This is a genomic window from Bacteroidota bacterium (genome assembly GCA_016722565.1).
Classification (GTDB): domain Bacteria; phylum Bacteroidota; class Bacteroidia; order 2-12-FULL-35-15; family 2-12-FULL-35-15; genus 2-12-FULL-35-15.
The window spans coordinates 1-26,974 of record JADKIU010000007.1; the positions used below are offsets into that span (position 1 = coordinate 1).

21 protein-coding genes, 1 tRNA gene and 1 pseudogene are annotated in these 26,974 nt (G+C 35.7%); 10 read left to right on the forward strand and 13 right to left on the reverse strand.

What is annotated here, in order from left to right; genetic code table 11:
- The coding region (locus IPP64_14760) for a hypothetical protein (protein ID MBL0330632.1) at positions 1–757 on the reverse strand (757 nt) is incomplete at its 3' end.
- A gap of 238 nt (positions 758–995) precedes the next feature.
- On the opposite strand from IPP64_14760, the pseudogene msrB reads away from it, so the two are divergent.
- Positions 996–1,394, forward strand: a pseudogene (msrB, locus tag IPP64_14765) (peptide-methionine (R)-S-oxide reductase MsrB).
- 262 nt (positions 1,395–1,656) lie between these two features.
- Positions 1,657–2,262 (forward strand): YceI family protein, encoded by a 606-nt coding sequence (locus tag IPP64_14770; GenBank protein ID MBL0330633.1) that lies wholly within the window; start codon positions 1,657–1,659, stop codon positions 2,260–2,262.
- A 271-nt stretch (positions 2,263–2,533) separates the two neighbouring features.
- Here IPP64_14770 and IPP64_14775 read toward each other — a convergent pair whose 3' ends face one another.
- From IPP64_14775 to IPP64_14810, 8 genes are all read right to left on the reverse strand, one after another.
- A complete protein-coding gene (locus IPP64_14775; protein ID MBL0330634.1) occupies positions 2,534–3,046 on the reverse strand; it encodes a DUF1761 domain-containing protein in 513 nt (170 codons plus the stop codon).
- Positions 3,047–3,179: 133 nt separating this feature from the next.
- Positions 3,180–4,295, reverse strand: coding sequence for a T9SS type A sorting domain-containing protein (locus IPP64_14780; GenBank protein MBL0330635.1), 1,116 nt, complete (start codon positions 4,293–4,295; stop codon positions 3,180–3,182).
- Between the two features lie 153 nt (positions 4,296–4,448).
- Positions 4,449–5,429: a T9SS type A sorting domain-containing protein gene (locus tag IPP64_14785; GenBank protein MBL0330636.1), complete on the reverse strand. Its 981-nt coding sequence runs from the start codon at positions 5,427–5,429 to the stop codon at positions 4,449–4,451.
- 124 nt (positions 5,430–5,553) lie between these two features.
- A complete protein-coding gene (secA, locus tag IPP64_14790; protein MBL0330637.1) occupies positions 5,554–8,850 on the reverse strand; it encodes a preprotein translocase subunit SecA in 3,297 nt (1,098 codons plus the stop codon).
- A gap of 264 nt (positions 8,851–9,114) precedes the next feature.
- Complete coding sequence (locus tag IPP64_14795; protein MBL0330638.1) at positions 9,115–9,336, reverse strand: DUF2795 domain-containing protein; 222 nt, start codon at positions 9,334–9,336, stop codon at positions 9,115–9,117.
- 319 nt (positions 9,337–9,655) lie between these two features.
- Positions 9,656–10,210, reverse strand: a complete 555-nt coding sequence (locus IPP64_14800) for a cob(I)yrinic acid a,c-diamide adenosyltransferase (protein MBL0330639.1) — start codon at positions 10,208–10,210, stop codon at positions 9,656–9,658.
- A 1-nt stretch (position 10,211) separates the two neighbouring features.
- Positions 10,212–10,922: an ABC transporter ATP-binding protein gene (locus IPP64_14805; protein ID MBL0330640.1), complete on the reverse strand. Its 711-nt coding sequence runs from the start codon at positions 10,920–10,922 to the stop codon at positions 10,212–10,214.
- 158 nt (positions 10,923–11,080) lie between these two features.
- Positions 11,081–11,866, reverse strand: coding sequence for a class I SAM-dependent methyltransferase (locus IPP64_14810; protein ID MBL0330641.1), 786 nt, complete (start codon positions 11,864–11,866; stop codon positions 11,081–11,083).
- A gap of 231 nt (positions 11,867–12,097) precedes the next feature.
- Here IPP64_14810 and IPP64_14815 point away from each other — a divergent pair.
- A tRNA-Val gene (locus tag IPP64_14815) sits at positions 12,098–12,172 on the forward strand.
- Positions 12,173–12,754: 582 nt separating this feature from the next.
- Here IPP64_14815 and IPP64_14820 read toward each other — a convergent pair.
- A complete protein-coding gene (locus IPP64_14820) occupies positions 12,755–14,233 on the reverse strand; it encodes a hypothetical protein (protein MBL0330642.1) in 1,479 nt (492 codons plus the stop codon).
- 214 nt (positions 14,234–14,447) lie between these two features.
- Between IPP64_14820 and IPP64_14825 the strand changes: the two genes are divergently transcribed.
- From IPP64_14825 to IPP64_14845, 5 genes are all read left to right on the forward strand, one after another.
- Positions 14,448–15,122 (forward strand): PorT family protein, encoded by a 675-nt coding sequence (locus IPP64_14825; GenBank protein ID MBL0330643.1) that lies wholly within the window; start codon positions 14,448–14,450, stop codon positions 15,120–15,122.
- Between the two features lie 3 nt (positions 15,123–15,125).
- Entirely contained in the window at positions 15,126–16,550 is a 1,425-nt protein-coding gene (locus tag IPP64_14830) for a hypothetical protein (GenBank protein MBL0330644.1), read from the forward strand.
- An 18-nt stretch (positions 16,551–16,568) separates the two neighbouring features.
- Positions 16,569–18,404, forward strand: a complete 1,836-nt coding sequence (locus IPP64_14835) for a T9SS type A sorting domain-containing protein (GenBank protein ID MBL0330645.1) — start codon at positions 16,569–16,571, stop codon at positions 18,402–18,404.
- Positions 18,405–18,407: 3 nt separating this feature from the next.
- On the forward strand, positions 18,408–19,919 hold the full coding sequence (locus IPP64_14840; protein MBL0330646.1) for a T9SS type A sorting domain-containing protein: 1,512 nt from the start codon (positions 18,408–18,410) through the stop codon (positions 19,917–19,919).
- Between the two features lie 447 nt (positions 19,920–20,366).
- Positions 20,367–22,784 carry a TonB-dependent receptor gene (locus IPP64_14845; GenBank protein ID MBL0330647.1) on the forward strand — a complete coding sequence of 806 codons (2,418 nt, stop codon included), beginning with the start codon at positions 20,367–20,369 and terminating at the stop codon, positions 22,782–22,784.
- A 6-nt stretch (positions 22,785–22,790) separates the two neighbouring features.
- Here IPP64_14845 and IPP64_14850 read toward each other — a convergent pair whose 3' ends face one another.
- The gene (locus IPP64_14850) at positions 22,791–23,162 is read right to left on the reverse strand and encodes a helix-turn-helix transcriptional regulator (GenBank protein MBL0330648.1); all 372 of its coding nucleotides are present in this window, start codon (positions 23,160–23,162) and stop codon (positions 22,791–22,793) included.
- A 97-nt stretch (positions 23,163–23,259) separates the two neighbouring features.
- On the opposite strand from IPP64_14850, the gene IPP64_14855 reads away from it, so the two are divergent.
- Together IPP64_14855 and IPP64_14860 are read left to right on the forward strand one after the other, a co-directional pair.
- Entirely contained in the window at positions 23,260–23,745 is a 486-nt protein-coding gene (locus IPP64_14855; protein ID MBL0330649.1) for a DinB family protein, read from the forward strand.
- A 43-nt stretch (positions 23,746–23,788) separates the two neighbouring features.
- On the forward strand, positions 23,789–24,229 hold the full coding sequence (locus IPP64_14860; protein ID MBL0330650.1) for an SRPBCC domain-containing protein: 441 nt from the start codon (positions 23,789–23,791) through the stop codon (positions 24,227–24,229).
- 136 nt (positions 24,230–24,365) lie between these two features.
- Here the strand turns inward: IPP64_14860 and IPP64_14865 are convergent, their stop codons facing one another.
- Both IPP64_14865 and IPP64_14870 read right to left on the reverse strand, forming a co-directional pair.
- Positions 24,366–25,562: an OmpA family protein gene (locus IPP64_14865; protein ID MBL0330651.1), complete on the reverse strand. Its 1,197-nt coding sequence runs from the start codon at positions 25,560–25,562 to the stop codon at positions 24,366–24,368.
- Between the two features lie 448 nt (positions 25,563–26,010).
- On the reverse strand, positions 26,011–26,970 hold the full coding sequence (locus IPP64_14870) for a T9SS type A sorting domain-containing protein (protein MBL0330652.1): 960 nt from the start codon (positions 26,968–26,970) through the stop codon (positions 26,011–26,013).
- Between the last annotated feature and the right edge of the window lie 4 nt (positions 26,971–26,974).

Genomic DNA, 26,974 nt, shown 5'->3' on the forward strand with positions numbered 1-26,974 from the left:
CAAATACTTCCAAAGAACTAGCAGATGCATCTGCAATTCCAACAGATGTTGCTGTCAAAACAATATCATCAACAGCAAACGAAGGATCGGTTCCTGCACCATCATCATTGTTTGTCCAGTTAAAACCAATTTTCACATTTGCATTATTGTTTGCACTAGCTGGCAGTGCAAATGAATAGGCAGTCCACATTCCTTGAGGTGAACATGTTCCAAAAGCAGTTTTTACCATATTGATTAAAAGTGTCCAAGTAGTTCCACCATCTGGTGAATACCATAGACTAGCATCATCTATAGTGGTTGCTCCATTTTCAATATATGCAAATGTGATGGAGATACCTGAATAACCTGTGCAATTAATAACCGGTGATTCCGCTCTTTTGTTTGTTGTTACACAAATATTGAAAGGAGGTCCGCACAATCCACCAGTATTATAAGAAGCGCCATTATCAGCAGGCAAAGCAATCGGTGTTGTTAATGCTGAATTTCCAACATGTAAAGTTGCATCCACTGTTCCGGCACAACCGGTTCCGCAACTTCCAACAGGATTTCCGGCTTCTTGTGCTCCAATAAAAAAGGCATTTGCATTTGCATCATTTGTTCCAGTCGAGGAAACTGTCCAAGCACCATTTGCGCCCGTAAAAGCACTCGCTAATTGACCTTGATTACATCCGGTTCCGAAATCTTCGGTCCAGAATACTTGTGCATTGGCAACCAGTGCAGAAGTACATATTGATAGTAGTAAGTAGATTTTCTTCATGTTAATTTTTGTTTAGTTTAACCAAAGATAAAAAATAATTAGAAGGATTCCAATACTATTTACGGATTAAAAGATTCGTAGTTTTGAAGGTGTATTTAAAAACAAAATCCGGCAGTACGTGTTATACGTATATCTTATCAAAATAAGAACTATGAAAAACGCAGCCTTGATTTTCCTTGCATTTAGCTTAATAGCTTGTAATGGAACCGGACAAACCAACCCTAAACCAAAAAGTACCATGAGCGATTCAAATAAAGTTGTGAAAACAGAAGAAGAATGGAAAAAAACATTGAGTGCATAGCAATACAATGTATTACGGGAAAAAGGAACTGAAATGCCTTTTTCAGGTAAATATTATTTACATACCGAAAAAGGCATGTATGTATGTGCGGGATGCAATTCTGAGTTATTTACCTCCGATACAAAGTTTGATGCCGGTTGTGGATGGCCAAGTTTCTCGGATGTGGTGGATTCAACCAAGGTGGTATATACAAAAGATAAATCCCATGGCATGATTCGCACGGAGATTACCTGCGCAAAATGTGGTGGGCACTTAGGACATGTTTTTGACGATGGTCCTGCTCCTACCGGATTAAGGTATTGCATTAACTCTGTTTCGATCGAGTTTAAGAAATAATCCCTTCGGCTATTGAGAGCTATTCGGCTCGAACTGAATATATTGAAGCTTATTTCGGCTCTGACTGTTGGCAGACAGACAGAGCCGAGAAATCTTCCTCATTATGAGATTCAATTCCCCCTTCCCCTAAACTTTTGGGCATCATTTATGTTTTATACGGGCAGCTTTAAACCTTTTTTTGTTAAAAATGTTTAAACATTATATGTATATACATATAATTTTATATATTTGCAGTGTTAAACTTAAAAAACCCTAAAAAACAATGATTAGAAAAATGACATTTGGCTTAATTGCAGCAGCTGCAATCGGAGCATTTGCTTTTACAACTCCAAAAGCATCCAGCGTAAATTATTCAATTGACACCAAAGCAAGTACTGCTACTTGGTTGGCTAAAAAAGTAACCGGACAACACGAAGGTGGTGTTGCCATCTCTAAAGGAAACATTGTTTCTGACGGAAAAAACATCACTGGTGGTACATTTGAAATTGACATGACCAGCATTACTTGTACTGATTTAACAGACAAAGAATACAACGGTAAATTAATCGGGCATTTGAAGTCAGATGATTTTTTCAGCATTGAAAAAAATCCAACTGCTAAATTTGAATTGACAAAAGCAACCTTAAAATCAGGTAATGATTATACTGTTACCGGTAAATTAACCATCAAAGGAATTACAAACGAAATTACTTTCCCTGCGATGATTAAAATGGATGCTAAAACATTTGTTACTGTTGCTAAAATTATGGTAAACCGTACCAAATATGATATTAAATATGGTTCAGCAAGTTTCTTCGAAGGAATTGGCGACAAAGCTATCAACGATGAGTTTGAATTAAACATCAACGTTGTTGCTTCTGCGAAATAGGTGACTAAGTGACTAGGTAACTAGGTGACTAGGTGACTAGGTAACTAAGTGACTAGGTAGTTAATAGCATAAAAAAAGTCCCTGCTCCAATCGAGCAGGGACTTTTTTTATCTAATCGTATTCTTGATTAGAACGTCTCCCGATAGCTATCGGGAGCGAGGAGAATAGTCCCAATTATGAAAGATTGCTTCCAGTTTCTGCTACAGCGCAGAACTCGCAATGACGCTTCGTAAAATTCCCTAGTCACCTAGTCACTTAGTTACCTAGTCACTTAATAACTAAGTCCCCACTGACAAATAACACCACCCATAATACCAAGACATAGTATCCAGTAGCCGCAATTTACCGCGATGTATTTAAATCCTTTTCGTTCAAAAAGTGCATTGGTTCCCATTACCGGCAAAACAAGGAATAATCCCGCCAAAATTCCATGAAACATTCCATGTTTGAAGGTGCGGAAATTACTTCCATGCTTCATCATAAAGTCTTTGAAATATTTTGCTCCTTCCGAGTTGATAGGATCAGCCATGGTATCCGGAGTTGCAAGGGTTGAGAATACGCCCATTTGGTGAATGGTGATTGGCATAAGCGACATTGCCAATAAAAAACTAAGTACTAATGACACTCCGAAGATGACAGCCATGTTGCCGCCCTTCGTTTTGTCTTCAGTAATACCAGCAGCTTCCATCCATACTTTTCCTAATACTTTCGGATTATACCAAATAAAGCCGAGTATCATCGGGACAAGTGCTGCTAAAAAAACATACAAAAAATTAATTTTTATATCCATGAGTTTGAGTTTTGGTTCAATCAAAAATAAACCAATTGACTTGGTTTTGATTTACCGCCCATCACAAATTATTAAGAATGGAGTGTTTATAACAGAAAGAATTTGTTTTGTCTCTTGAAAGGCTTTGCTATTTAATAATGGTAAGTTTTTGTGTTTTTACGAGTTTGTCATTTACCACTATTTCATACAAATAGACTCCTGAAGAAAGATTGATTAATTCAATTGAATGATTCTTTGTTAAACTTTGCAATTCATTTCTTTTAATTAATTTACCTAATAAATCATACACATTTAATTGTCCCACTTCATTTTCTTTCAAAAAGTATTCGAGTATAAAATTTCCATTACTAGGATTTGGATAAAGTAAAATATCATCAGAATTGAAGTCTTTTACAAAAACAGTAATTGTATCAGCAAAGAAATTGGTACATGCTAATTGATTGGTATCAATTACGGTTAAGGTATAGGTAGTTGTTGCGATGGGTGAGGCAATTGGATTTAAGACATTCGGATTACTCAAACCAGCAACGGGGGACCAACTATAAGTGATATCCGGCCGACCAATCAATCCAAGTTGAGTTGAATCTCCGACACCCAATATTATATCCGCACCTAAAGAATATTGTGGTTCTTCGTATACACTTATATCATCAATATAATAGTAAGAATAATAATCATTATTAAATTTGTTCTGAATTCTAAAAGTATCAGTAAAATTATCATCTCTAAAATTTCCAATCGTAATATGGTTTTCATCTCCTTGCGCTTTAAATACTCCACTAATTAACACCCAACCAGATGTGTCGGCCATCATAACATCTGATTCTACTTGCGGAATATAATATGTAAACACATTGAAAGGAGGAGTTGGAATTGAAACAAAAGGATGAGGAGATAAAGTGTCCTTAGAAAAATATGCTCCTATTTTATTTACAGCCCATGTAGAACTATCAGATAAGGATACACTCAAACGGACACAATAATTTCTATCCTCCTCTAAGGTATTTGTTAACTGAGCAAAAATAAATTCTCGATAATTATAAAATGAGAACGGACTAATACCTGCATATGCATTTCCTGTTTTTGCATATTGATAACCAAAATCATTTTTAGGCACATCATAAACACTAACAGAAATTGAATCAGGAATAATACATTCATTAAAATAATCAGCAGATTCGAAAGAATACCAATCTGAAACATTGTCCATATAATAAACATCCAAAAGACAATCATAATGCATTTCAAAACTTGGGTTTTGGATAAAATTTTGAGCCTTTACTATATTAAATGTAAAGAGCAAAAAAAATAGTATGTAGATATGTTTTTTCATGAAACTAAAACGCCCTCACACAAAGTTAGTGTAAAGGCGCTGGTATTCAAAGCAGTTTAAAAACTATTTTATAATCGTCAATTTATTGGTTCTAATCTTCTTACCATTAACAATAATATCATACAAGTAGATTCCTGCCTCGAGCGATTGTGCATCGACAGTTACTTTTTTTGTACCATTAGCTAAAGTATATGTGCGAATCAACTTTCCGGTAATATCGTATATTGTTAATTTTCCATTTTCCGTATCAAGTAAATTGCATTCAAGTGTCATGACACCATTATTCGGATTTGGATATAGTTTTATGTTGTGTATGTCCTGTTCATTTTCATGAACACTAACAGGTGGCGGAGTTGTTCCTACATAAACATCATCAATGTAGTAATAGGCACCTAACGTATTTATCGTAGTTCCACCAAAATATTGTTTTACTGTACTTGCATCATCTCTAAAATTTCCGATTGTAATATATTGTTCACCCCCATTAGCAACAAAAGCACCATTCACCGCGACCCAATTATTTTTATCATTTAACATATTTCCAGCTGCGTTTTCTACTTGAGGAATTCCAGGAGTCCAAACACTAGAAGGATATGGATCAAACAGTGTATCCGTAAATAAAGCTCCAATATTTTCAATTGCATATTGCATTGTATCACCTAGGCTTACAAAAAATTGAACATAATATGTTTGTGCAGAAACAAGAGGACTTGCCAATTGTACTTCAATATACTCTCTTGAGAATACCGTTTGATAATATGCATACAGACCAATATATCCTCTAGCTGAATGAGCCTCTTGATAACCAATTATATTTTGAGGAACTCCCCAATAATTTGAAGTGTCACAGACATTATAATAATCCGCTGAATAATACTCAAACCAAGGTGGAACATCAATTATAATACCTGTAATAGTAGGGGGGGGGGCACAAATAACCGTATCCGTTTTTTCAAATTGAGGCACAGGTACAAGGTTTTGCGCATAATTTTTAGTTACAAAAATTACTAAAAAGAAAAACAATATTTTCAGTTTGAAAATCATTTAAAATAAACGCCTTTACACAAAGTTAGTGTAAAGGCGCTGAGAATCAAAGCTATTATGGAATATAAAACAAAAATGCCTCATCACTATTAAGCGATGAGGCATTTTATTATCTATAAAATATTTATTGTCCGTGACAAGCTTTATATTTTTTACCACTACCACAAGGACAAGGGTCATTTCTTCCAATCTTTTGTTCGACACGTACCGGTTGTGATTTCACTTTCGGTTGTTCTTCCTCTTGATTGTTGTTACTTGTTCCTACTTCTGTTCGGGTAGTTTGTGTTTGTTGCTGACGTTGCGGTGCTTGCACACGTGATTGCTGAACACTGTTCTGAACTTCGTTCGGTAAATTCGCACGCATCAAGAACGAAACAATCTCTTTGTTTACATCCGTTACCATTTGCTTAAACAATTGGAACGATTCAAACTTGTAAATCAATAATGGATCTTTTTGTTCGTATACCGCATTTTGCACCGACTGTTTTAATTCATCCATTTCGCGTAAATGCTCTTTCCATGAATCGTCAATCATCGACAAGGCTGTTCCTTTTTCCAAACCTAAAACCAATTCGCCACCTTTTGTTTCATAGGCACGTTTTAAGTTCACCACCACTTGCAATGTTTTTATTCCATCACTCAATGGAGTAACAATGTTTTCGTAAGTTGCTGCTTGGTTTTCAAAAACATCTTTGATAACCGGGAACGATTTTGTTTTGATGTGCGCATTTTTTGCATTGTAATGTGCTTCCGCTTTTTCGTACAATGCTTCAACCAATTGTGGTGTTTTTAATTCTGCAAATCCAACTTCATCCACCGGTGATTCAATCGATAATACACGCAACACCTCTACATTGAATCCGTCAAAATCTTTTACTTCGTGGTATTCACCAACAATCGATTCGCAGGTATCGTAAATGGAGTTGGCGATATCAATTGCCAAACGTTCGCCAAACAAGGCATGTCTACGTTTTTTGTAAATTACTTCACGTTGTGAGTTCATCACATCGTCATATTCAATTAAACGTTTACGTGTACCGAAGTTATTTTCTTCTACTTTCTTTTGTGCACGTTCAATGGATTTGGTAATCATGGAATGTTGAATCACTTCCCCTTCTTTGATTCCCATTCTATCCATCAATTTTGCAATTCGTTCGGAACCGAACAAACGCATCAAGTCATCTTCCAAAGAAGCAAAAAATTGTGATGATCCGGGATCCCCTTGACGACCGGCACGACCACGCAACTGACGATCTACACGTCTGGATTCATGACGCTCGGTACCAATGATTGCCAAACCACCTGCTTCTTTTACTCCTACACCTAATTTAATATCTGTACCACGACCCGCCATGTTGGTTGCAATGGTAACCGTTCCTGCTTGTCCGGCTTCCTGAACAATTTCCGCTTCACGTTGGTGCATTTTCGCATTTAACACATTGTGTTTGATGCCACGCAATTTCAACATACGGCTTAACAATTCAGAAATCTCAACAGAGGTTGTTCCCACCAATACCGGTCGGCCTTGTTCTACACATTTTCCAACTTCTTCGATTACGGCATTGTATTTTTCACGTTTCGTTTTAAAAACTAAATCTTCGTGATCTTTACGTGCAATCGGTCTGTTTGTTGGAATTGCAACCACATCCAATTTATAAATATCCCAAAACTCACCTGCTTCTGTTTCTGCAGTACCCGTCATACCTGACAATTTAGAGTACATACGGAAATAGTTTTGTAACGTCACCGTTGCATAGGTTTGAGTTGCAGCTTCTACTTTTACATTTTCTTTTGCTTCAATCGCTTGGTGCAAACCGTCAGAATATCTACGGCCTTCCATAATACGACCGGTTTGTTCATCTACGATTTTAATTTTACCATCCATGATCACATACTCCACATCAATTTCGAAAAGGGTATATGCTTTTAACAATTGGTTGATGGTGTGTACACGTTCCGATTTAATGGAATAGTCGCGGATTAATTCTTCTTTACGTTGTGCTTTTTCTTCCAACGAAGCAGATGATTTTTCTAACGCAGCAATTTCACTTCCTACATCGGGCAATACAAAGAATTTTGCATCTTCTGAAGAAGTAGAAATCAATTCCAATCCTTTTTCAGTTAATTCGATGGAGTTATTTTTTTCGTCAATCACAAAAAACAATTCCGCATCCACTTTGTGCATATCGCGGGATTGATCTTGTAAATAAAAATTTTCTGTTTTTTGTAATTGTTGTCTGATGCCGGGCTCCGACAAAAATTTAATCAAAGCTTTGTTTTTCGGCAAACCTCTGTAGGCGCGTAGCAAGGCAACGCCACCTTCTTTTTCTTTTCCTTCCGACAATAATTTTTTAGCATCGGTAAGTGCCGTGTTTACGTATGTTTTTTGAGCGTTAACAATTTTTTCGATACGTGGTTTCAGCGGAGCAAATTCCTGGTTATCGCCTTTTGGTGTTGGTCCGGAAATAATTAAAGGAGTACGCGCATCATCAATCAATACACTATCCACCTCATCCACGATGGCGTAATTGTGTTTACGTTGTACCAAGTCTTCCGGCACACGCGACATGTTATCACGTAAATAATCAAAACCAAATTCGTTGTTGGTTCCGAAAGTAATATCTGCTAAATAGGCTTGTCTGCGTTCAGGGGAATTCGGTTCGTGTTTATCGATACAGTCCACTGTTAATCCGTGGAATTCGAAAAGCGGACCATTCCATTCAGAATCTCGTTTTGCGAGGTAGTTGTTTACGGTTACCACGTGAACACCTAAACCGGTAAGTGCGTTCAGATAAACAGGAAGTGTACCCACCAACGTTTTACCTTCCCCTGTTCCCATCTCTGAAATTTTTCCTTGATGCAAAACAATACCACCAATCAGCTGTACATCGTAATGCACCATGTCCCAGGTCACATCATTTCCAGCCGCTTTCCAGGTGTTGGACCAAAATGCTTTATCACCTTTGATAACAACCGAGTCACGTTTCGCAGCAAAGTTGCGATCCATATCTGTAGCGGTTACTTCCAGTGTTGGATTTTCCTTGAGTCGTTTTGCTGTTTCTTTCACAACAGCAAACGCTTCCGGAAGAATTTCATCTAAAATATCTTTGTTATTTTTTACGATTGTTTTTTCGAGTTCATCAATCTCCTCGTATAATTTTTCTTTCTCTTCTACTTCCAACTCGGGGTTATCCTCGATTTTTTTGCGGATATCAGCAATTTGTCCGTTTTCTTTTGCAGAATGGTCGGCAATGCGTTTTTTGAATTCGATGGTTTTACCGCGCAATTGGTCGTTGGTAAGCGTACCCAATTTTGCGTATTCAACTAATATCTTGTCAACAATGGGTTGTATTTCTTTTAAATCTCTATCGGATTTGGTTCCGAAAAATTTAGAAATGCTTTTTGTAAAAATATCTAACATATCGTAATCGTTTTAAATAGTGTGCTTCCCGAATTTATCGGGATGTAAAAATAGCTAAATTTTGGCTTTATTTCTCGAAAATTCTTGTTCCGCTGAATGCCTTGTGAACAAAGGGCAAAAGGTCAAAAAAGGGAATTTAAACATCGGGAGGGAATAGTCAAAAGCTGTTCCGTTTATCAAAACCTGACAAATTAACAGCAGAGCGGGAAAATAAAAAACCCTTTGGTTGTTACCAAAGGGTTTTAAGGGTATTCATGTGAATGACTAATATTCATCTTCGTTGAAGAAGAAATCTTCTTTTGTAGGATAATCCGGCCAAATTTCTTCGATGGATTCATAAATCTCTCCTTCGTCTTCAATTTCTTGAAGATTTTCAATCACTTCCATGGGTGCTCCGGAGCGGATTGCAAAGTCAATTAATTCATCTTTAGATGCCGGCCAAGGCGCATCTTCCAGGTTTTTTGCTAATTCGAGTGTCCAGTACATTTTGTTCGTTTTAAAGGTAGAACGCAAAAACTTTTTAGTTGTTACATTCTGAAATAAATTTTTATACTTTTTTTATTACCAGTCTATATTTCTGCAAAAGTAAAAATTAATTCCACTAATCAAAGGCAGAAACTGTCTTTTTTAATAAACAGCTGTTAATAAAGGGTTACAGCGGGAGTACAGGTTTTACGATTATCTCTTGGAATCCCATTTATGTAGTCTTCGACTCCGCTCAGACTGACGCTCTAAATAAACTCAGATGTTCGTCTAAACGTCAGGCTGAGCGGAGTCGAAGCCTTCATTAAAGCATGAGAAACACTTACATTCTCGGTTTCCAAGGAATTTCCTTAGCATTCAGATCGTGTGATAGTTTTCGCGACAACACAAATAAATAGTCGCTTAACCGGTTCAGGTATTTGATAACCAATTCTGAAACAAAATCATCTTCTGAAAGGTGGATGGTGATTCGTTCGGCTCTACGACAAACACAGCGTGCAAGGTGGCAATAAGAAACAGTGGTATGTCCGCCCGGCAAAACAAACGATTTCATTTCGGGCAAGGATTTATCCATTTCATCCATTTCCTTTTCGAGTAATTCGATATCTGATTCTTTTAAATCAGGAATTTTCATTTTTGATTTTTCAGGATCAGAAGCAAGGGATGCGCCAATGGTAAATAATCGATCTTGAATTTCGATTAAAATAAGTTTCGAATGTTCATCAATTTGTTGGTCGCGAATTAATCCGATGTAGGAATTTAATTCATCCACCGTTCCATACGATTCGATACGAAGATGATGTTTCGGAACACGTGTTCCACCAATCAACGAAGTTTGACCTTTATCACCGGTTTTTGTATAGATCTTGAATGTCATGTTAGGCAGTAATTCGATTACTTACAATCGTAATGTTTTCATTTTTATAATCGCGCTCCACTACTCCATCTTTTAAACGAACAATGCGATGCGCATGTTGTGCAATATCTTCTTCGTGTGTTACTAAAATAATGGTGTTTCCGTTTTTATGAATCTCTTCAAACAGTCCCATAATTTCGACCGATGTTTTCGAATCCAAATTTCCAGTTGGCTCATCCGCCAATATGATTGCAGGATTATTAACCAATGCTCTGGCAATGGCAACACGCTGACGTTGTCCACCAGAAAGTTCATTTGGTTTGTGCATAATCCGATCACCCAACCCTACTTGTTCCAACACTTCTTTTCCGCGTTTGATTCGATCGGCTTTGCTGTAACCTGCATAAATCAAGGGAAGAATCACATTGTCCAATGCAGTTGAACGTGGCAATAAATTAAACGATTGAAATACAAAACCAATTTCTTTGTTGCGTACTTCTGCCAAATCATTGTCCAACATTTTTGCAACCGCAAGATTATTTAAAATGTATTCACCACTGGAAGGACTATCCAAACAACCTAAAATATTCATCAAGGTAGATTTCCCACTTCCGGAAGGCCCCATCAATGCAACGTACTCGTTTTTGAAAATTTCCAACGATACCGAACGCAAGGCATGAATTTCTTCTGTGCCAATTTTATAGGCTTTGGCAATGTTTGAAAGTTTGATTATGGACGTCATAGTTAATAATTGAAAACGCTATTCCAACGAATTACGAATTTAATACGAAATGTACGAATTACAAATAATCCAATGTGTGATACAAATTTACTAATTAAACATCACACATTCGTTTTTTCATAGATGATTTGTCACGATCGCTATCGGGATTAAAAGGTGATAACAAAATGTTCCTTCACTTGTTCTTTCCGGAAGAAAACAATTCCCATAAAAAACAAATCGATGGTGACAGATACTCTTTCATGATTTTTGATTTCTTGCCAAGCTTCTTTCATTTCATCTGACCAATTGATGTCGTCAAAAACGAATACCGACTGCTCATTGGCCTTTTCCAAACATTGCTTAAAATAATTGAGGGTAGGCTGTTTGCGATGGTTTCCATCAAAAAAGACAAAATCGAGTTGAGGGATATTTTTCAAGACATCGGGTAAAACATCATCAAAATTTCCAACCACTTGTTCGATATTTTTCAGTTCGAGTTCCTTAAAATTTTTCTTGGCAACGGTAGCCACCTCTTTGCAACCTTCGATGGTAATAAGCTGCGATTTTGAATTTGCCGAAGCCATGTACGCTGTGCTTATTCCCAAAGATGTGCCCAATTCAAGAATTGTTTCCGGCTGAAACTGATTGATGAGGCGGAATAAAAGTTGACTGTATTTGGGCGATTTAGCAGCAGCATGCAAAATGGTTGACACCGATTTGGTTGTATTGTTATTTACGGCAGAGCCGGCACCTAAGTCGATGCAGGTAATTTCTTGACGCGACAGAGAGAGGCTTCCTCTCAACTTTTCGATTGGAAGGTAGGCATAGAATTTTTTCTTGTTATAGATGGTGCTGAGGAGCAATTCGAATACAAAAGGAGAATGTACACCGTGTTCGTTTACAGATTTAAACCTGTAAATCAGATAGTTAAGAATAAAGCCCAGCCTTTTCACTCAGTAAATTTAGCTGAAAAATCGAATGGGTGGTAGAATTATCGGTTGCGGAAGGTTAAAAATACAATTTTATATAAAAGGAAAAACGAGCTATAAGTATTGATTTTAGGGAGAATAAACCCTAAGAGGGAGGAATTCAATGGCATTTATTTTCAAAATAAAGTGTAAAAGTTTTTGTCCTTTATAAAAAGTATTTATATTTGCACCCCGTTTAGAAATAAATGGATTTTCGGGAGCTTAGCTCAGCTGGTTCAGAGCATCTGCCTTACAAGCAGAGGGTCACTGGTTCGAACCCAGTAGTTCCCACGGAAAATTGAAAAGCCTTACAGAAATGTGAGGCTTTTTTGTTTTTAAATATTTTAGAATTTATAATAGTTGTCACGGTTCGTCCCGATAGCCATCGGGACCAGTAGTTCCCACGGAAAATTGAAAAGCCTTACAGAAATGTGAGGCTTTTTTGTTTTTAAATATTTTAGAATTTATAATAGTTGTCACGGTTCGTCCCGATAGCCATCGGGACCAGTAGTTCCCACGGAAAATTGAAAAGCCTTACAGAAATGTGAGGCTTTTTTGTTTTTAAATATTTTAGAATTTATAGTAGATGTCACGGTTCGTCCCGATAGCCATCGGGACCAGTAGTTCCCACGGAAAATTGAAAAGCCTTACAGAAATGTGAGGCTTTTTTGTTTTTAAATATTTTAGAATTTATAATAGTTGTCTCGGTTCGTCCCGATAGCCATCGGGACCAGTAGTTCACACGGAAAATTGAAAAGCCTTACAGAGATGTAAGGCTTTTTTGTTTTTAAATATTTTAGAATTTATAATAGTTGTCTCGGTTCGTCCCGATAGCCATCGGGACCAGTAGTTCCCACGGAAAATTGAAAAGCCTTAAACTAATGCTAACTTACTACCTAACCAACCTCTAAAATTAAAGTAATATTCAACAGTTTTTTCCATTGGGGTTTCCAAAAACAATTTATTTAAATCCAAATGTAATTGTGAAAACAATTTAGCAACATCGTTTTTTGTATCTAATTTACCTGCTTTCCGAATAAATTTTAATAAAAGGGTTTCTGTTTCATAATTACGTTTATTTCTGAGTAATATGCGATATGTAGAACGCAAGGCAGATTCAAGCCCTTCAATATTTTCACGTTCAAAGTAAATAATAATACTTAAAATGCGAGCAAAAATAAGTTCTTCTACTTCTACATCAGCCAAGTCAATAACTTGATTCACATATCGCAGTGCCGCACGAAAATCACCCAAACCAAAATGAGCAACTGCAACTGCATACAAAATATTAATTAAGCCCTTTTTAGAAATGCGTTTTTGCAAAATGGAAAATCTTTTATCCTTAGTAAATACAGCTAGTGCTTCAGCATGATTATCGTTGAGATTGTGATAAGAAATCTCTGCATGCAGAGCTGTTTCGTAAATCAATAATTCAACGGGGCTCATTTTCGGTGAAATCAATTTTTTATATTCATTTAAGTACTTTGTAAAATCAGGAAAGTGTTTATTCCGTAAGCACAATTGTAGATAATGACCAACTTCCACGTAATACGTTTTTTCGGCTTTAGAAACATTATATTGCTCCAATTTCTCAACAAGATCTTTGCGGATATAATAAAACGCCTTTGTAATATCGCCTATAGCATTATAATAATCACTCATCGCTTGGTTGTACATTCCTAAGGCAATTCGAGAAAGGATATGTTTCTCTTGCCACTTCATCATTGGCCGAATATTTTTATCTAAAATTTTTTTCTCATCGGGGGTACGAGCATAATTCTTGGTTCTTAGAAATAATTTTTGATTGTACAATATATCTCCTGCTAACGAGTAATTTTCAATAATTTTCAAAATCTCAAGTCGCTCGCGAGCAAGAGATATTGTTGGATTATAGGACACCGTTATTTTGGAAAATAAAATAACAATTATTTCTTCCGTAATAATATAATAAAGTCGCATGTACAAACCATTAGCGTATGCGAACTGCTTACAATGTTGCAAAAGTTCAGCTGCATCGCTATATAAACCTTTCTGACGAAGAATTTTATACGTTTCCAACTCATCATTTAGCTCGGATTCATAATCTTTATATGAACTATATGCTTTAAGTGCTGCAATTATCTGGGCATAGAGATACGATTTAATCATCGAAAAATTTGAACTATTCCTCGAATCACAAAATTTATTTTGCAATGCTTTTTCATTATACACTTTCTGTTTATCGATTGCATTAAACAGTAAGATGTATAGCTTTTCTTTCTTCCCATGCAAACCCGCAAAAAGTTTGAAATAACGTTTTTCGGCAGGAGTTAAACTTTTTACTAAATTAAAAAGTGATGTTTTATTACCCATCAGGAATTTATTTATTTATTGTGTAATTAACTGTTTATCAAAACTATAAAAAATTATGATACATTAAGAGAACTGACTTTAAAATAGTTATTTGTTTTTTAGTTGTCTTGCTATAAACGTACTTCGCAACATCAAAATCAAACAAATGATTAAACAACCGTTTTTCAAAATCAATGTAATTGTTTTATTGTGTGCTACTTGTGGATTTAATCTAATGGCACAAGAAGAAAAAACAAATCGATTTGCTTTTGGTATAGATGCTGGAACAACAGTTTGTCGTATCTACACCAAAGTAAAACCAGGTTTTACGCTCGAAAATGGGCCAGATAAAAACCAACAACCTAAACTAGGTTTTTATGCAGGTGCGGTTGCTACTTTCAAAATTAAAAAAAGGCTAAAACTTATTTCAAGCATTAGCTACTTGCAAAACACTTATAGCTATGAGCAACCAAACGGTTTTTATTTAAAACCAGATAGCTCCTACGCAGCTATGCATACTAAAGCTAAAGAAGTAATGAACAGTTTACTTTTACTTTCAGACGCACGTTACCACTTTAGTACCAATACATCCTCCTTCTTTTTACAAGCTGGCGGGGCTGCCGGGTATTATACAGGAAGTAAACAACACTATGCTTCATACCTAGATGAAGATGAAAGCTTACTTAACGAAAAGGAAATTAAAGGCCGCTACTCCACTTTTAATAGCTGGAATTACTACTTGCGTATAGGAAGCGGATATAGCCTAAAACTAAGCAAATCATTGGTTGCAACATTACAACTAAATGGAAATTTTGCTTTACGTAATATTCTTTCAGATAAAGTAGCATTTAATGCCAATCACAAAATTCATTTTATTCAAACAGGTTTACAAATTACTTATATACTTTAAAATATGAAACAGTTACACTTAGTATTCTTGATTTTGCTTATAGGACTTTGCATGTGTTTAAGCAGTTGTAGAAAAGAAACAGATGCACAAGAAACAATACAAAACGCATTATTGGAAGCTCATTATCAAGGTAAGGCATGGAGATTGCGCACATTTTTAAGATATAATGAGATGGAATTAAAACCTTTTCATTGGGAAACGCCTTTAACTACTTCAGTTAATGGTATAACTTTAGGTTACGGGCCGTCTGAAAAACGTTTTTTAGCTCGCGTTACATCATCCAATCCAAAAATTCATTTAGAACGAAAAATTGAAGCGGACATCAACAATTGCAATAATGGTGATTACTTAGTAAACGACATTTCCCCTGTTGCCCTATATGATGGGCAAAATGAACCAGAAGCGATAAATGATTTTATTTATTTATCGATTCAGAATCCAAATTTATCGATTTATAATCAAAATATGCGATACTCAAAGCGAAAATGGATGCAAGGTGATATCGTTTCAGATTCATCACACTTTTATTTGGAAGAGTTAATTTTTTTACCCAACGGTGAGTTTGAAAAATACATATTTGATGACTCAGCAGATGTGGTAAATTGTACACCAATAAAAATAACAGGCACCTGGATTTTTAATACCCCTTTTGCAACAACAGTTACCTATAATACTTATGAAAGCGAAATTATTCTAAACTATACAACCTCAACAGGTGCCAATGCGGAATCTGGACGTTATACCATTAAGTTGAATGATTTGGGGGATATTGACATTTATAAAAGCAGCGCAACAAAAAGCGAACGAAAAATTTGCGATTTAAGATTAGTATCATTCTTTTCAGAGTACATAGAACAGGTTGAATATAATGAAACGATGAACCGCTATTTCGGTAGAGTAATTAAATATATTAAAAATTTTTGCGGATTTGCAAATACAGACGATATGATAGTGCTGTACGATGAATTGTTCGTGGAGAAAATACTGAGCTCATATAATAAATCAAATTATGAATTAAATGATAGAATTTGCAGTAATACAGTCACTCAACCACCTCCAACTGGAATTTGCCCGGAATTTTGTGATGAATATACACCTTGCGGAAATCGTACATCATATATCACCGATGTTGATGAAATTCAAATTGGGGGCTCCTTTATTTCAAACTGCAGTGTTTCGGCAGATAGTTCGCTATTTACAGTTTCCAATTTTGCAAACCTTGGTGGTTCACTTCAAATTAACTTAAGCAACTATTTTTGGGATATGTGCCACGACTTTGTCGGATTTACAACAACTATTAATGGGCACACAGTTAATTATCAAAGCATTGTTTCGGAGGCACAAAATCCTGTTAATAGTAACAACCCTTGCATATTAATAAACGCAATTATTGATGGCAATACCCGAAAAATATATATGAACTATTAATCTTCAAAAACAATCTATATGAAAAAAATATTAATTCTTTTAATCGCATTTGCTGTCATATCTGCAAAAGCGCAAACCACAAGTCGTCCAATAGGAACTAATATTGATGAAGTAACCTATTATTCGACACAACTTATGTTTAAAAACTGCTTTTTACAGAGTTCGTACTGGTTTACCACAGATACTACAATGTTATTTAGTACTTGGAATACAGCTACTAATATTCCTATGCGTCCAGATGGTTACCCTACTCACGTACCTTATTTAGATAGTAGCAGCCAGTGGTCGTTAGTGCATACACTCATATTACGAAACATTGGTGGATATTATCCTAGCGGAAACTATTACATCTTTTGGGAAGGTACAGGTCGGGTGTCATTAGAATTTGATAGCGGTAATCATACATTTACACTATCGGGGGGCTCCTTTGCAGTAACCGCTCCCAGTCAAAATGGAATACATGTGATAATTCGTAATTCGCAGTTAAGCGACCCTATTCATAATATTCGTATTGTACATCAAAACGATTTGCCTACTTATCTATCCCAACCTTTTAATGATACATTAATGAGTTTTCTTTCCGATTTCTCATGCTTGCGATTTATGTGGCCAATGGAACCTATGAGTGCTGCTCTTGTAAATTGGAATGACCGCACGCGTGCAGATAATTTTACGCAAGCGAATACGAGTCGCGGAATTGCATATGAATACATTATTCAAATGGCAAATCTTTTACAAAAAGATGTATGGATTTGTGTGCCACACAGAGCAAATGATGCGTTTATTGATTCATTAGCTAATCTTTTTGAAAATACACTTAATCCTAGTCTTAAAGTATATGTTGAATACGGAAATGAATTATGGAATTCAATTTATTCGCAACAGGAAAATTACATACAACAACAAGGCAACACACTTGGTTACCCAGGCCCACTATGGGAAAAAGGTTGGCTTTTTGGAGCTAAACGTGCTGTCGATTGTCATCGCATTTTTGAAAATCATTTTGGCATTAACTCTCCTCGTGTTGTTAAAGTGTTAGCAGGTTTTACAACAATACCCTGGCTTTCTGGGTTTTTATTAAATGCCTATAACAACACTGCATATAACCCCAGCGGAGTAACAGTTAATGCATTCGCCATTGCGCCCTATTTTGGTGGTTGGGTAGCTGATGCAATTGGAAATGCTGGTCAAATAGATAGTATTACAGTGCCTCAAATTGTTGATTCCCTCTACAAAAGCATTCGTTATACTGAAACATCACCAGATATGAATGGGCAAGTTGCTGCGACATCAGCTTTTGGAATTCCGCTAATTTGTTATGAAGATGGTCAACACCTTGTTTCAAATCTATACCAAAACGACACTACTTTAACCAATAAATTAATTGCAACAAATGCTGATCCTCTTATGGAACAAGTGATGTGCGAATATCTTGATTCGGTATACACCATCAATCCTGGAAACTTGTTTGTTTATTACTCTAGTATAAATTATCCAAGTCAATACGGCAGTTGGGGTATGAAGGCAAGTTTATATCACACTGATGCTCAATCACCGAAATATCGTGCAATTAAAAACTGTGTATTAAGTTACGGTATTCCTACCAATATTCCTGAAACGACAACCAATACTAATATTGTTGTTTTTCCAAATCCAGCAACAGACTATATACAACTTCAAAGTACTGAACAAATCAAATCTATAGAAATAATGAATGCTATGGGACAAAAAGTATATACTACTGTGACTAAATCAAATCAAATTGATTGCTCTAAGTTTACAAATGGAATTTATTTCATCGCAATTGAAACAGAAAAGTCAAAATTGATAAAAAAATTCATTATAAATAAATAAACGATGTCAAAAATAAAAATGATTTTTCTGCTCCTATTTATAGCAGATACAATGAGTGCTTTAAATAGATATGTGACTGTAAGTGGTTCAGGAAGCATGAATGGAACTAGCTGGTCGAATGCATATCCAGGCGCATCCTTACAAAACGCAATTAATTTATCCAATACAGGTGACGAAGTATGGGTTTCAAACGGAATTTATTATCCTACAACATCCGTTTCACGAACAGCTTCCTTTAATCTAAAAAACGGAGTGATACTTTATGGAGGATTTGTTGGAACAGAAATTCTTTTATCACAAAGAAATTTAGCAACGGCATTTCAAAGTATTTTATCAGGTAATATTGGAACAGCTGCGTATTCTGACAACAGTTATCATATTATTTACAATACTGGATTAAACAACACTGCTGTTATTGATGGTTTTGTAATTACAGATGGAAACGCGAATGGTGCTAGCGGGAGCATCGATGAAGGCGGTGCAGGCATTTATAATTTCGGAGGATTTGGAGGCACCTGCAATCCAACCATACGAAATTGCATTTTTAGAAATCATACAGCAACTTACGGTGCGGCTATTTTTGATCACGGCTCTAATGGTGGAAATGCCAGTCCAACCATTTCACATTGCATTTTCGAAAACAATGTTGCAACTGGAGCTGCAGGTGCAATCGACAATTATGGTTATTCGGGAAATGCTAGTCCGCAAATTATCAATTGCATCTTTGTAAATAACTCAGCAACACTAACAGGTGGTGCAATTCATTGTTGGGGCGGTGGTGCAGGAAATGCCAGTCCGTTTATAAACGCTTGTACTTTTTTTAACAATACTGCTAATGTCGGTGGTGGTGCGGTGGTAGCTGACAATCAAAACACGGATGTTGGATTTTCCGGTAATGCTTCCATTGTTTTATTGAATTGTATTTTATACGGGAATGCAGCGCCTACTGGCCCCCAATTCTATATTATTGGAACAGCCACTATAAACGCAACATTTTCAAACATTGATGTAACCGGGCAAACCACTCCACATGTATTATCAGGGGCAGGCACAGGAAATTTAACCAGTGTTCCGTCATTTTTGAATCCATCAGATATGGATGGAGCTGACAACATTTATAGAACTTCGGATGACGGTTTAGTTTTATTAAGCTCTTCTTTAAATATAAATAGCGGAAATAACACCAGTGCCCCAGCAGTTGATTTAAAATTTATACCAAGAATTGTTGCAAGCACAATAGATATTGGAGCATATGAAACCACTATAACTACCTCAGTAGAAAAAGAAAACAAAACACTTCTTTTTGAGATTTTTCCTAACCCCACACATTCAAACTGTACACTTAATATTGATGATGCTATACCACATATTTTACAAATTTATGACATGCAAGGTACTTTACTAAATGAATTAGAAATTAACCAAAAGCAAATACTAAATCTTGATATTTACCCTAAAGGTGTTTACCTAATAGTAATTGATAAGAAATTTTACAACCGTATTATTAAGATATAGTATTCTAAATAATAAACCGTTTTTACCTACATAAGATAAATAAGTTACATGGTGTATGTAAATTCTGACGATAAATACTTTCCTTTTGAAGGAAATATACTACTGCTAAGATATAAGGATTAAACGAAATTCGGCAAACTATGTTTCAAATCAAACCGTTGCTAAGCTAAACGTTATTAAATATTTTATAATTTATAGTAGATGTCACGGTTCGTCCCGATATCCATCGGGACCAGTAGTTCCTAAGGAAAATTGAAAATCCTTACAGAAATGTAAGGCTTTTTGTTTTTGTCTTTTCTATAAACGGAGAATGACCTCTTGTTAATAAGATGTTATTGTTGTTATTCCTATTCCAAATTCCAGTACTTTCATCAAAAAGTATTTTTCACTGTATCTTTTGGGAATAACCCAAGTTATAGATGTGAGTAAAACAATTAAACTTTTCATATGAAAGTAATGCTCTCAAGTTCTTGTAAAATTTTATTTTCCCTTTTTCTTTGTCTATCAGTTCATTTTACAAGTGCTTCCCAATGCGCTATCAAAGGAACGGTGGTTGATACGCTGCAAGCTGCGCTACCTTTTACTCCTGTTGGTTTACTCAACAGCAAGGACAGTTCCATTTATAAAGGTGCTGTAAGCGATCAAAATGGGAATTACTGTTTTGAAAATATCCGCAAGGGTGACTATATTATAAAGATTAGCGCTGTTGGATTTAACACATTCTACACAACAAAAATGGAGTATGATAGTGTGCATCCAATCAACATGCCTGTGCTTAGTTTGAGTGCCAGCAATACCGGTTTAAAAGAAGTAGAAATCACTGCATTCAAACCTACCATGGAATTCAAAAAAGGGATGATTGTTTTAAACGTAGAAAATAACCTCATCGCAAAAGGCAACAGTGTTTTGGATTTGTTAAAACAATTGCCCGGTGTGCAAGTGGATGCGCAAAACAATATTACCGTGAATGGCGTGGGTGGCGTTCGCTTTTTAATGGATGGTCGACTGCAACAAATGTCTGCTTCACAAATGGCAACAATCTTAAGCGGCATGAGTGCAGAAACAATTGTTTCGATTGAACTCATTAAAAATCCACCGGCTAAATACGATGCTGCGGGCACAGGAGGATTGATAAACATTGTTACAAAAAAAGCCAAACTAAAAGGCATTAATGGAAGTATCAGTCAATCCTACAGTCAAGGCAAAGAAGGAAGATCCTTTTCTGCACTTACGCTTAATTTTAAAAACAATAAACTGAGTGCATTCACTAATTTGAATTATAGCTACCTCCACTTTTATGATCTCAGTCAATTAGACAGAATACTTAATACTACCAGTACTACCAATGTAATTAATGCTGATGGAAACATTTCAAACATCATCAATGAATTAAATTTTAACGGTGGAATAGAATATGAGTTTACTCCAAAAACTATTGTGGGTTTGTACTTTAATGATCATTTAACAGATATGAATGCGATTCAGGAAGCAACAACAAACGTGCTTGAAGGCAATGCATTTAATTATAATTCATATACCTACCGTTCAGATTACAAACAAAAATATCATTCCCCGAATGTCAATTTTAACATCCTTCAGAAATTAGATACGCTAGGTTCACAGCTTCAACTTTCCTCTGATTATTTTGATATTAAAGGAGACGAAAACAAGTTTGTGGAAAATCGTTTTTATGATGCATCGCATTCCGAAATATTAACACCCAGCAAGTATCTAACGGACACCAAAAGTAAATATGGCATCTTTTCTCAAAAATTGGATTATACCAAAAACATGAAAAAAGATTTTACAATTGAAGCCGGTTTGAAAGGAAGTTTTATTGATATTAAAAGTGATGCGAATTATTTATTGTTCAATGCAACTAGTGACACAACCCTTGAAAATAATTATACATACAAGGAACGTGTGCTGGCAGCGTATACTACTTTATCAAAAACGTATAAAAAAGTGAATGTTAGTTTAGGAGTAAGAGCAGAACAAACCGATGTGAATGCAATCAATACAACAACAGGTTTTACTTTGCACAGAAGCTATTTGAATTTTTTCCCAAGCTCCACGTTGGATTATAAAATAAATGATAAAAATAGTTTTTCAGGATCGTATAGTTATAGAATTGATCGTCCGGGTTTCAACAGAATGAATCCTGCAAGAGTGTATAATGATGAATTAAATTACACCGTTGGAAACCCAACCATTCGTCCGCAATATTCACATAACTCGTCTTTAAATTACTCATACAACAATTTTATAACAGCCACTATTGACCATTATCGAACGAATGATTTTATGTACTGGTATACTTATACAAAATCGAACTCGCAAATAAATATTGACACTACATTTAATTTTCGTTTGCGTGACGACTATAGTTTCAGTCTTTACATTCAGAAACAAATAAAATGGTTTAATTTTCAATTGTATGCGGCCTATCAGTTTCACGATTATAAAGGAACCATCAATGGAGAGAAAGCGGAGTCGGCCACCTCACAATTTTATGGAAATCTGAATGCAGAGTTTGCGTTGCCGAAAGATTTTAAAATTCAGCTTTCCGGATTTTATGTGACACCTTTTATCGATGCCGTTCAATTTTACAGTCCGGTAGGTGCGGTCAATTTAGTAATTAACAAAAGTTTTTTAAAGAACAAGCTGGATGTTTCACTTGGTTTTTTCGATATCCTTTATTCTGAGAATGGATATATGAGTACGACCTTATCCGATCAATATTTTTATTATGCACAGAAAGCAGATACACGAAGAGTGAGGTTGAGTTTAAGTTATAAATTCGGGAAAATGCAGATTGAGCAAAAGTTAAGAGGAGAAGGTGCAGATCGCAGGTTCGGGAAATAATTGACCTTACAACTTCATTGTTTTCTTTACATGCTTCAAAAATTCTTTGTCGGCTGAAGAGTGTTTCATTCCAAATAAAGCAATGGATTCAAGAACCGGTTTTAAATCCATGCCCTTTTTAGTCAGCTCATATTTTTTTCGCTTGGCGGATCCTGTGTAGGTAATGAATCCATCTTCGGTGAGTTGTATCAATCGATCGTTGAGGATATTGGTGGAAATATTTTCTCTGGAGCTTAAAAACTCATTGTAGCTCGTTTTTCCAAGATACATCAGATCTCTGATTATCAGCAACGACCATTTATCGCCTACCACATCCATGGTGCAGGAAATTGGGCAATCCGATCGTTTTTCAAGGGTATCTTTTATCCGCTTTTTCATTTATAAATGTAAAGGTAAAAAAAATAATTTAGACTAAACTTGCATTTTGCAAGTTTAATTCTTTACCTTTGATTCCGAAAACTTAAAAACAGATAACATGGAAGTACAAAAGCAATTAGTAGTAAAATCGGTTTTGGATGCCTGGAACTCAAGAATCGAGGCCGCAGACAAATTATTTAACGGACTTACAGACGAACAATTAGAACAAGAAATTGCTCCGGGCAGAAATAGAGGGATCTATTTATTGGGGCATTTAACTGCAGTGCACGATAAAATGTTGCCCCTACTCGACTTTGAAGGACAAGCGTTTCCTCATCTAGACGAACCTTTTTTAATCAAAGCAGATAAAACGGTTTCATCTATTCCTTCAACAAAAGAATTAAGAGAAAACTGGAAAACCATTAACACAAAGTTGGCGACACACTTTCAGAAATTGAGTCCGGATGATTGGTTTAAAAGACATACATCTGTATCCGAAGAAGATTTTGCAAAAGAACCACACCGCAACAGAATAAACGTTGTTGTAGGCCGCACCAACCATATGCAATATCATATCGGACAAGTTGCACTTTTGAAAAAATAATACTACAAAAAGTTAAAACTCAATCATTAAAAAAGAGCATTCTATGAACCTAACTGATTTTACAACAACAATCGTAGTTGAGCAAAGTCCAAAGGACGTTTTTCATGCAATCAATAATCCTGCAGGATGGTGGCAAGGAGAAATAAAAGGCCCTACAGCGAATGTCAATGATGAGTTTACGTATGAGATGGCACCCTTCCATTTTTCAAGACAGAAAGTGGTGGAATTAATTCCAAACAAAAAAGTAGTATGGTTGGTGACGGAGAGTAAGCTTAGTTTTACGAATGATCCAAGCGAATGGACGGGAACAAAAATTTGTTTTGAAATTTCAGAAGTAAACAATAAAACTGAAATCCATTTGACACATTTGGGTTTGAATTCAAAAGTTGAATGTTATACCGATTGCTCCAACGGTTGGACAGCATTGATTCAAAAAAGTTTGTTGAGCTTTATTACAACAGGCAAAGGCCAGAAGGTATTTTAATGAAAAAAGCCTTACAGTGATGTAAGGCTTTTTTGTTTTAAATAGAAAAACAATTCACTTTTTAATTGAATATTACCAAATTCAACAAACTTTCACATAAAATTTATTAGAAATTTAATATTTAGAGTTTCTTAAACTACTTTGTAAATTTAAATTCTGTCCTTCTATTTAATTGATGCTCCTTATCAGAACAATCAACCCCATTCAAGCATCTATTCAAGAGTTGAGCTTCTCCAAATCCCTTAGCTGTTAATCTCTCTTTCCTAATACCCTTTGAAACAAAATAATCCAAAACTTTTTGTGCCCGTTTTTGAGATAAAACAAAATTACTTTCATCATCACCTTTAGAATCTGTAAAACTATTGATTGTTAAATAAAGTAAAACATTTTTCGACATTGCAGCAGCAATCTCATCAAGTTTTGAGAATGACTCGGGCTTAATTTCGATAGCACCTTCTTCATAATAAATATTCTCTATTAAAATCAATTCTTTGTTTTTTGATGAACTAAAAATATTTACAGCAAGCTTAGTATCTTCCTCTTTTTCTTTAGATAAAGAAATTATTTCAGTTGGTAATAATTCATAAACAAAAGTCTCACCATTTCTTTTCATTTCCTTAACGACAACTCCATTTGATTTTGCCAAATAAACAGTATTGTCTATTATATTTGAACCACTAGCAACTTCTATACTGTAATTATTGTATGGATTTAAATTTTGAAATGAAAAATCCCCATACTTATCGGTTGTTGCAGACTGAATTTCGGAAGTTTTAGCGCTTTTTATTGTTACCGTTTGGTTTATTAGGGGCACCTTAATCTTAGTGCCAGTTAGGAGTTTACCTTCAACTGTAAGGTGTAAAGGCAAAAGATTCCCTTTTGCACATTTTTTTGTTTTAGATTTATATAGGGTTATAGAAGGGATATCAATTTGAACACTTTTGTTATCAATTATAGAAGTCCCTTTAATGCTATCAATTACAATCTTTTCAAGCATTTCAGCATAAACAGTTTCTAACTCTGCCCATGATTTTGAAGTTTTTTCATACAGGTACATTGGTTTTCCTTTATAATAAATTGAAATTTTGTAAGAAGACAAATAAATATCTCCTGTTTTTTTCCAGACATCTTTTTCATCTTTAAGTAAAATCAATGTAGATTTTTTAAAAAAAGCAGTTGATAAAGAATCGCCATCAGTATACTGCTCAGTAATTTTACCTTTTAAATCTGTATTGACAGCAAAAAGTTTAATAGAATTGTCTTGTGAAAAAAGTTTAGCAGATAAAAAAACAAGTATAAATGTAATATTTATCCATTTGTAGTTAGAGCTCATTTTATATGGTTAGATTAATTTTTTATTCTTGTTTAGATTTACAAACACTCTTAAAGACATTTGTATACAATAGGAGATTTTGTTTGAAAATAAGTTAATGCACTTAAAAGCATAAGAAAAACAAAAAGAAGGTTGTTGTTCATTTCATGTTGCGTTTAAGATAGAGCTAATATAAGAATTTATCTTTTCTTTAGAACTATCTTACGAAGGAGAAATTTGGTTTCAATTTATTATTAACTCATATAAAACAGATTTTTAAACTCATCAAAATAGGTTATCCTGAAGGCAAAAATACAATATGCCGAACGTTTGCCCTTAAAAAAAGCATTCTAAAACCAAAAGCCCTACATCAAATTAATATTCGTTTGCTAATTTCTCAGAAAATTTTACAAAAAAAAGCCTTACATCGCTGTAAGGCTTTTTTGTTTTAACATTTATAGCTAACTATTTATTCCTTCACCAACTTAACAAGTTGAATCGAATCGTCTTTTATGACTCTTAACATGTAAACGCCTTTGGTGAGATCAGAAAAGTTTTGTTGTTCAATTGCATTCCCTTTCCAAATAATTTGTCCGAGTGCATTCATCAACTCATAGTTTTCTTTTCCGGTAGTATTTGCAACCGTTATTTTATTGATAAATGGATTTGGAAAAACAGCGAGTGTATTTACTGTTTGTGATTCAATACCAGTTGTTGTCCAAGAAATGATTACATATCCCGGTGCCCCATTCATGTAAACGCCACCGTTACCATTTCCACCACCGCCACCACCACCGTAGTTGACACCAACGGCAGCAGCATCTGTAACATTACAAGCAGCATCGGTAAAACCTGCACCTTTTCCACCATTCCCTCCTGGAGCACCACCACCGATGCCAGCCGCCCCACCGGGAGTCATGCACATTCCTGTCCACGCAATTGTATTTCCTCCATTCGAACCATTGCCGGAAGCACCTGCAGCACCTGCACCGCCACCACCAAAATACGTCCAATAGCCACCACCACCGGTTCCTCCGGTAAAGTTAGAAATCGTTCCACCGGTTCCTGTTCCTCCTGTTCCACCGCCACCAATGGTTGGATTCGGAACAGAACCGCCATCGTTGCCTGCAGATGCAGTAATTCCTAAACTAGAAATACCAGATAAGGTTCCACTGCCGGTACCTACCAAAACAGCAAGAGTGGTTAATGGAGTAACGGTATACACTCCTTTGGCGTAGCCACCGCCTCCACCTCCGCCACCACCATTTCCGCCACCGGCACCACCGGCACCAACTACTTCAATAGTAACAGAAGTAACACCGGAAGGAACAACAAAAGGTCCTGAGCTGGTGAAAATTTGTGGCGATGTTTGCGCAAAGGCAAAAGCGCCAATAAAAGCAAATCCGAATACGAGTATGTTTTTCTTCATCTTA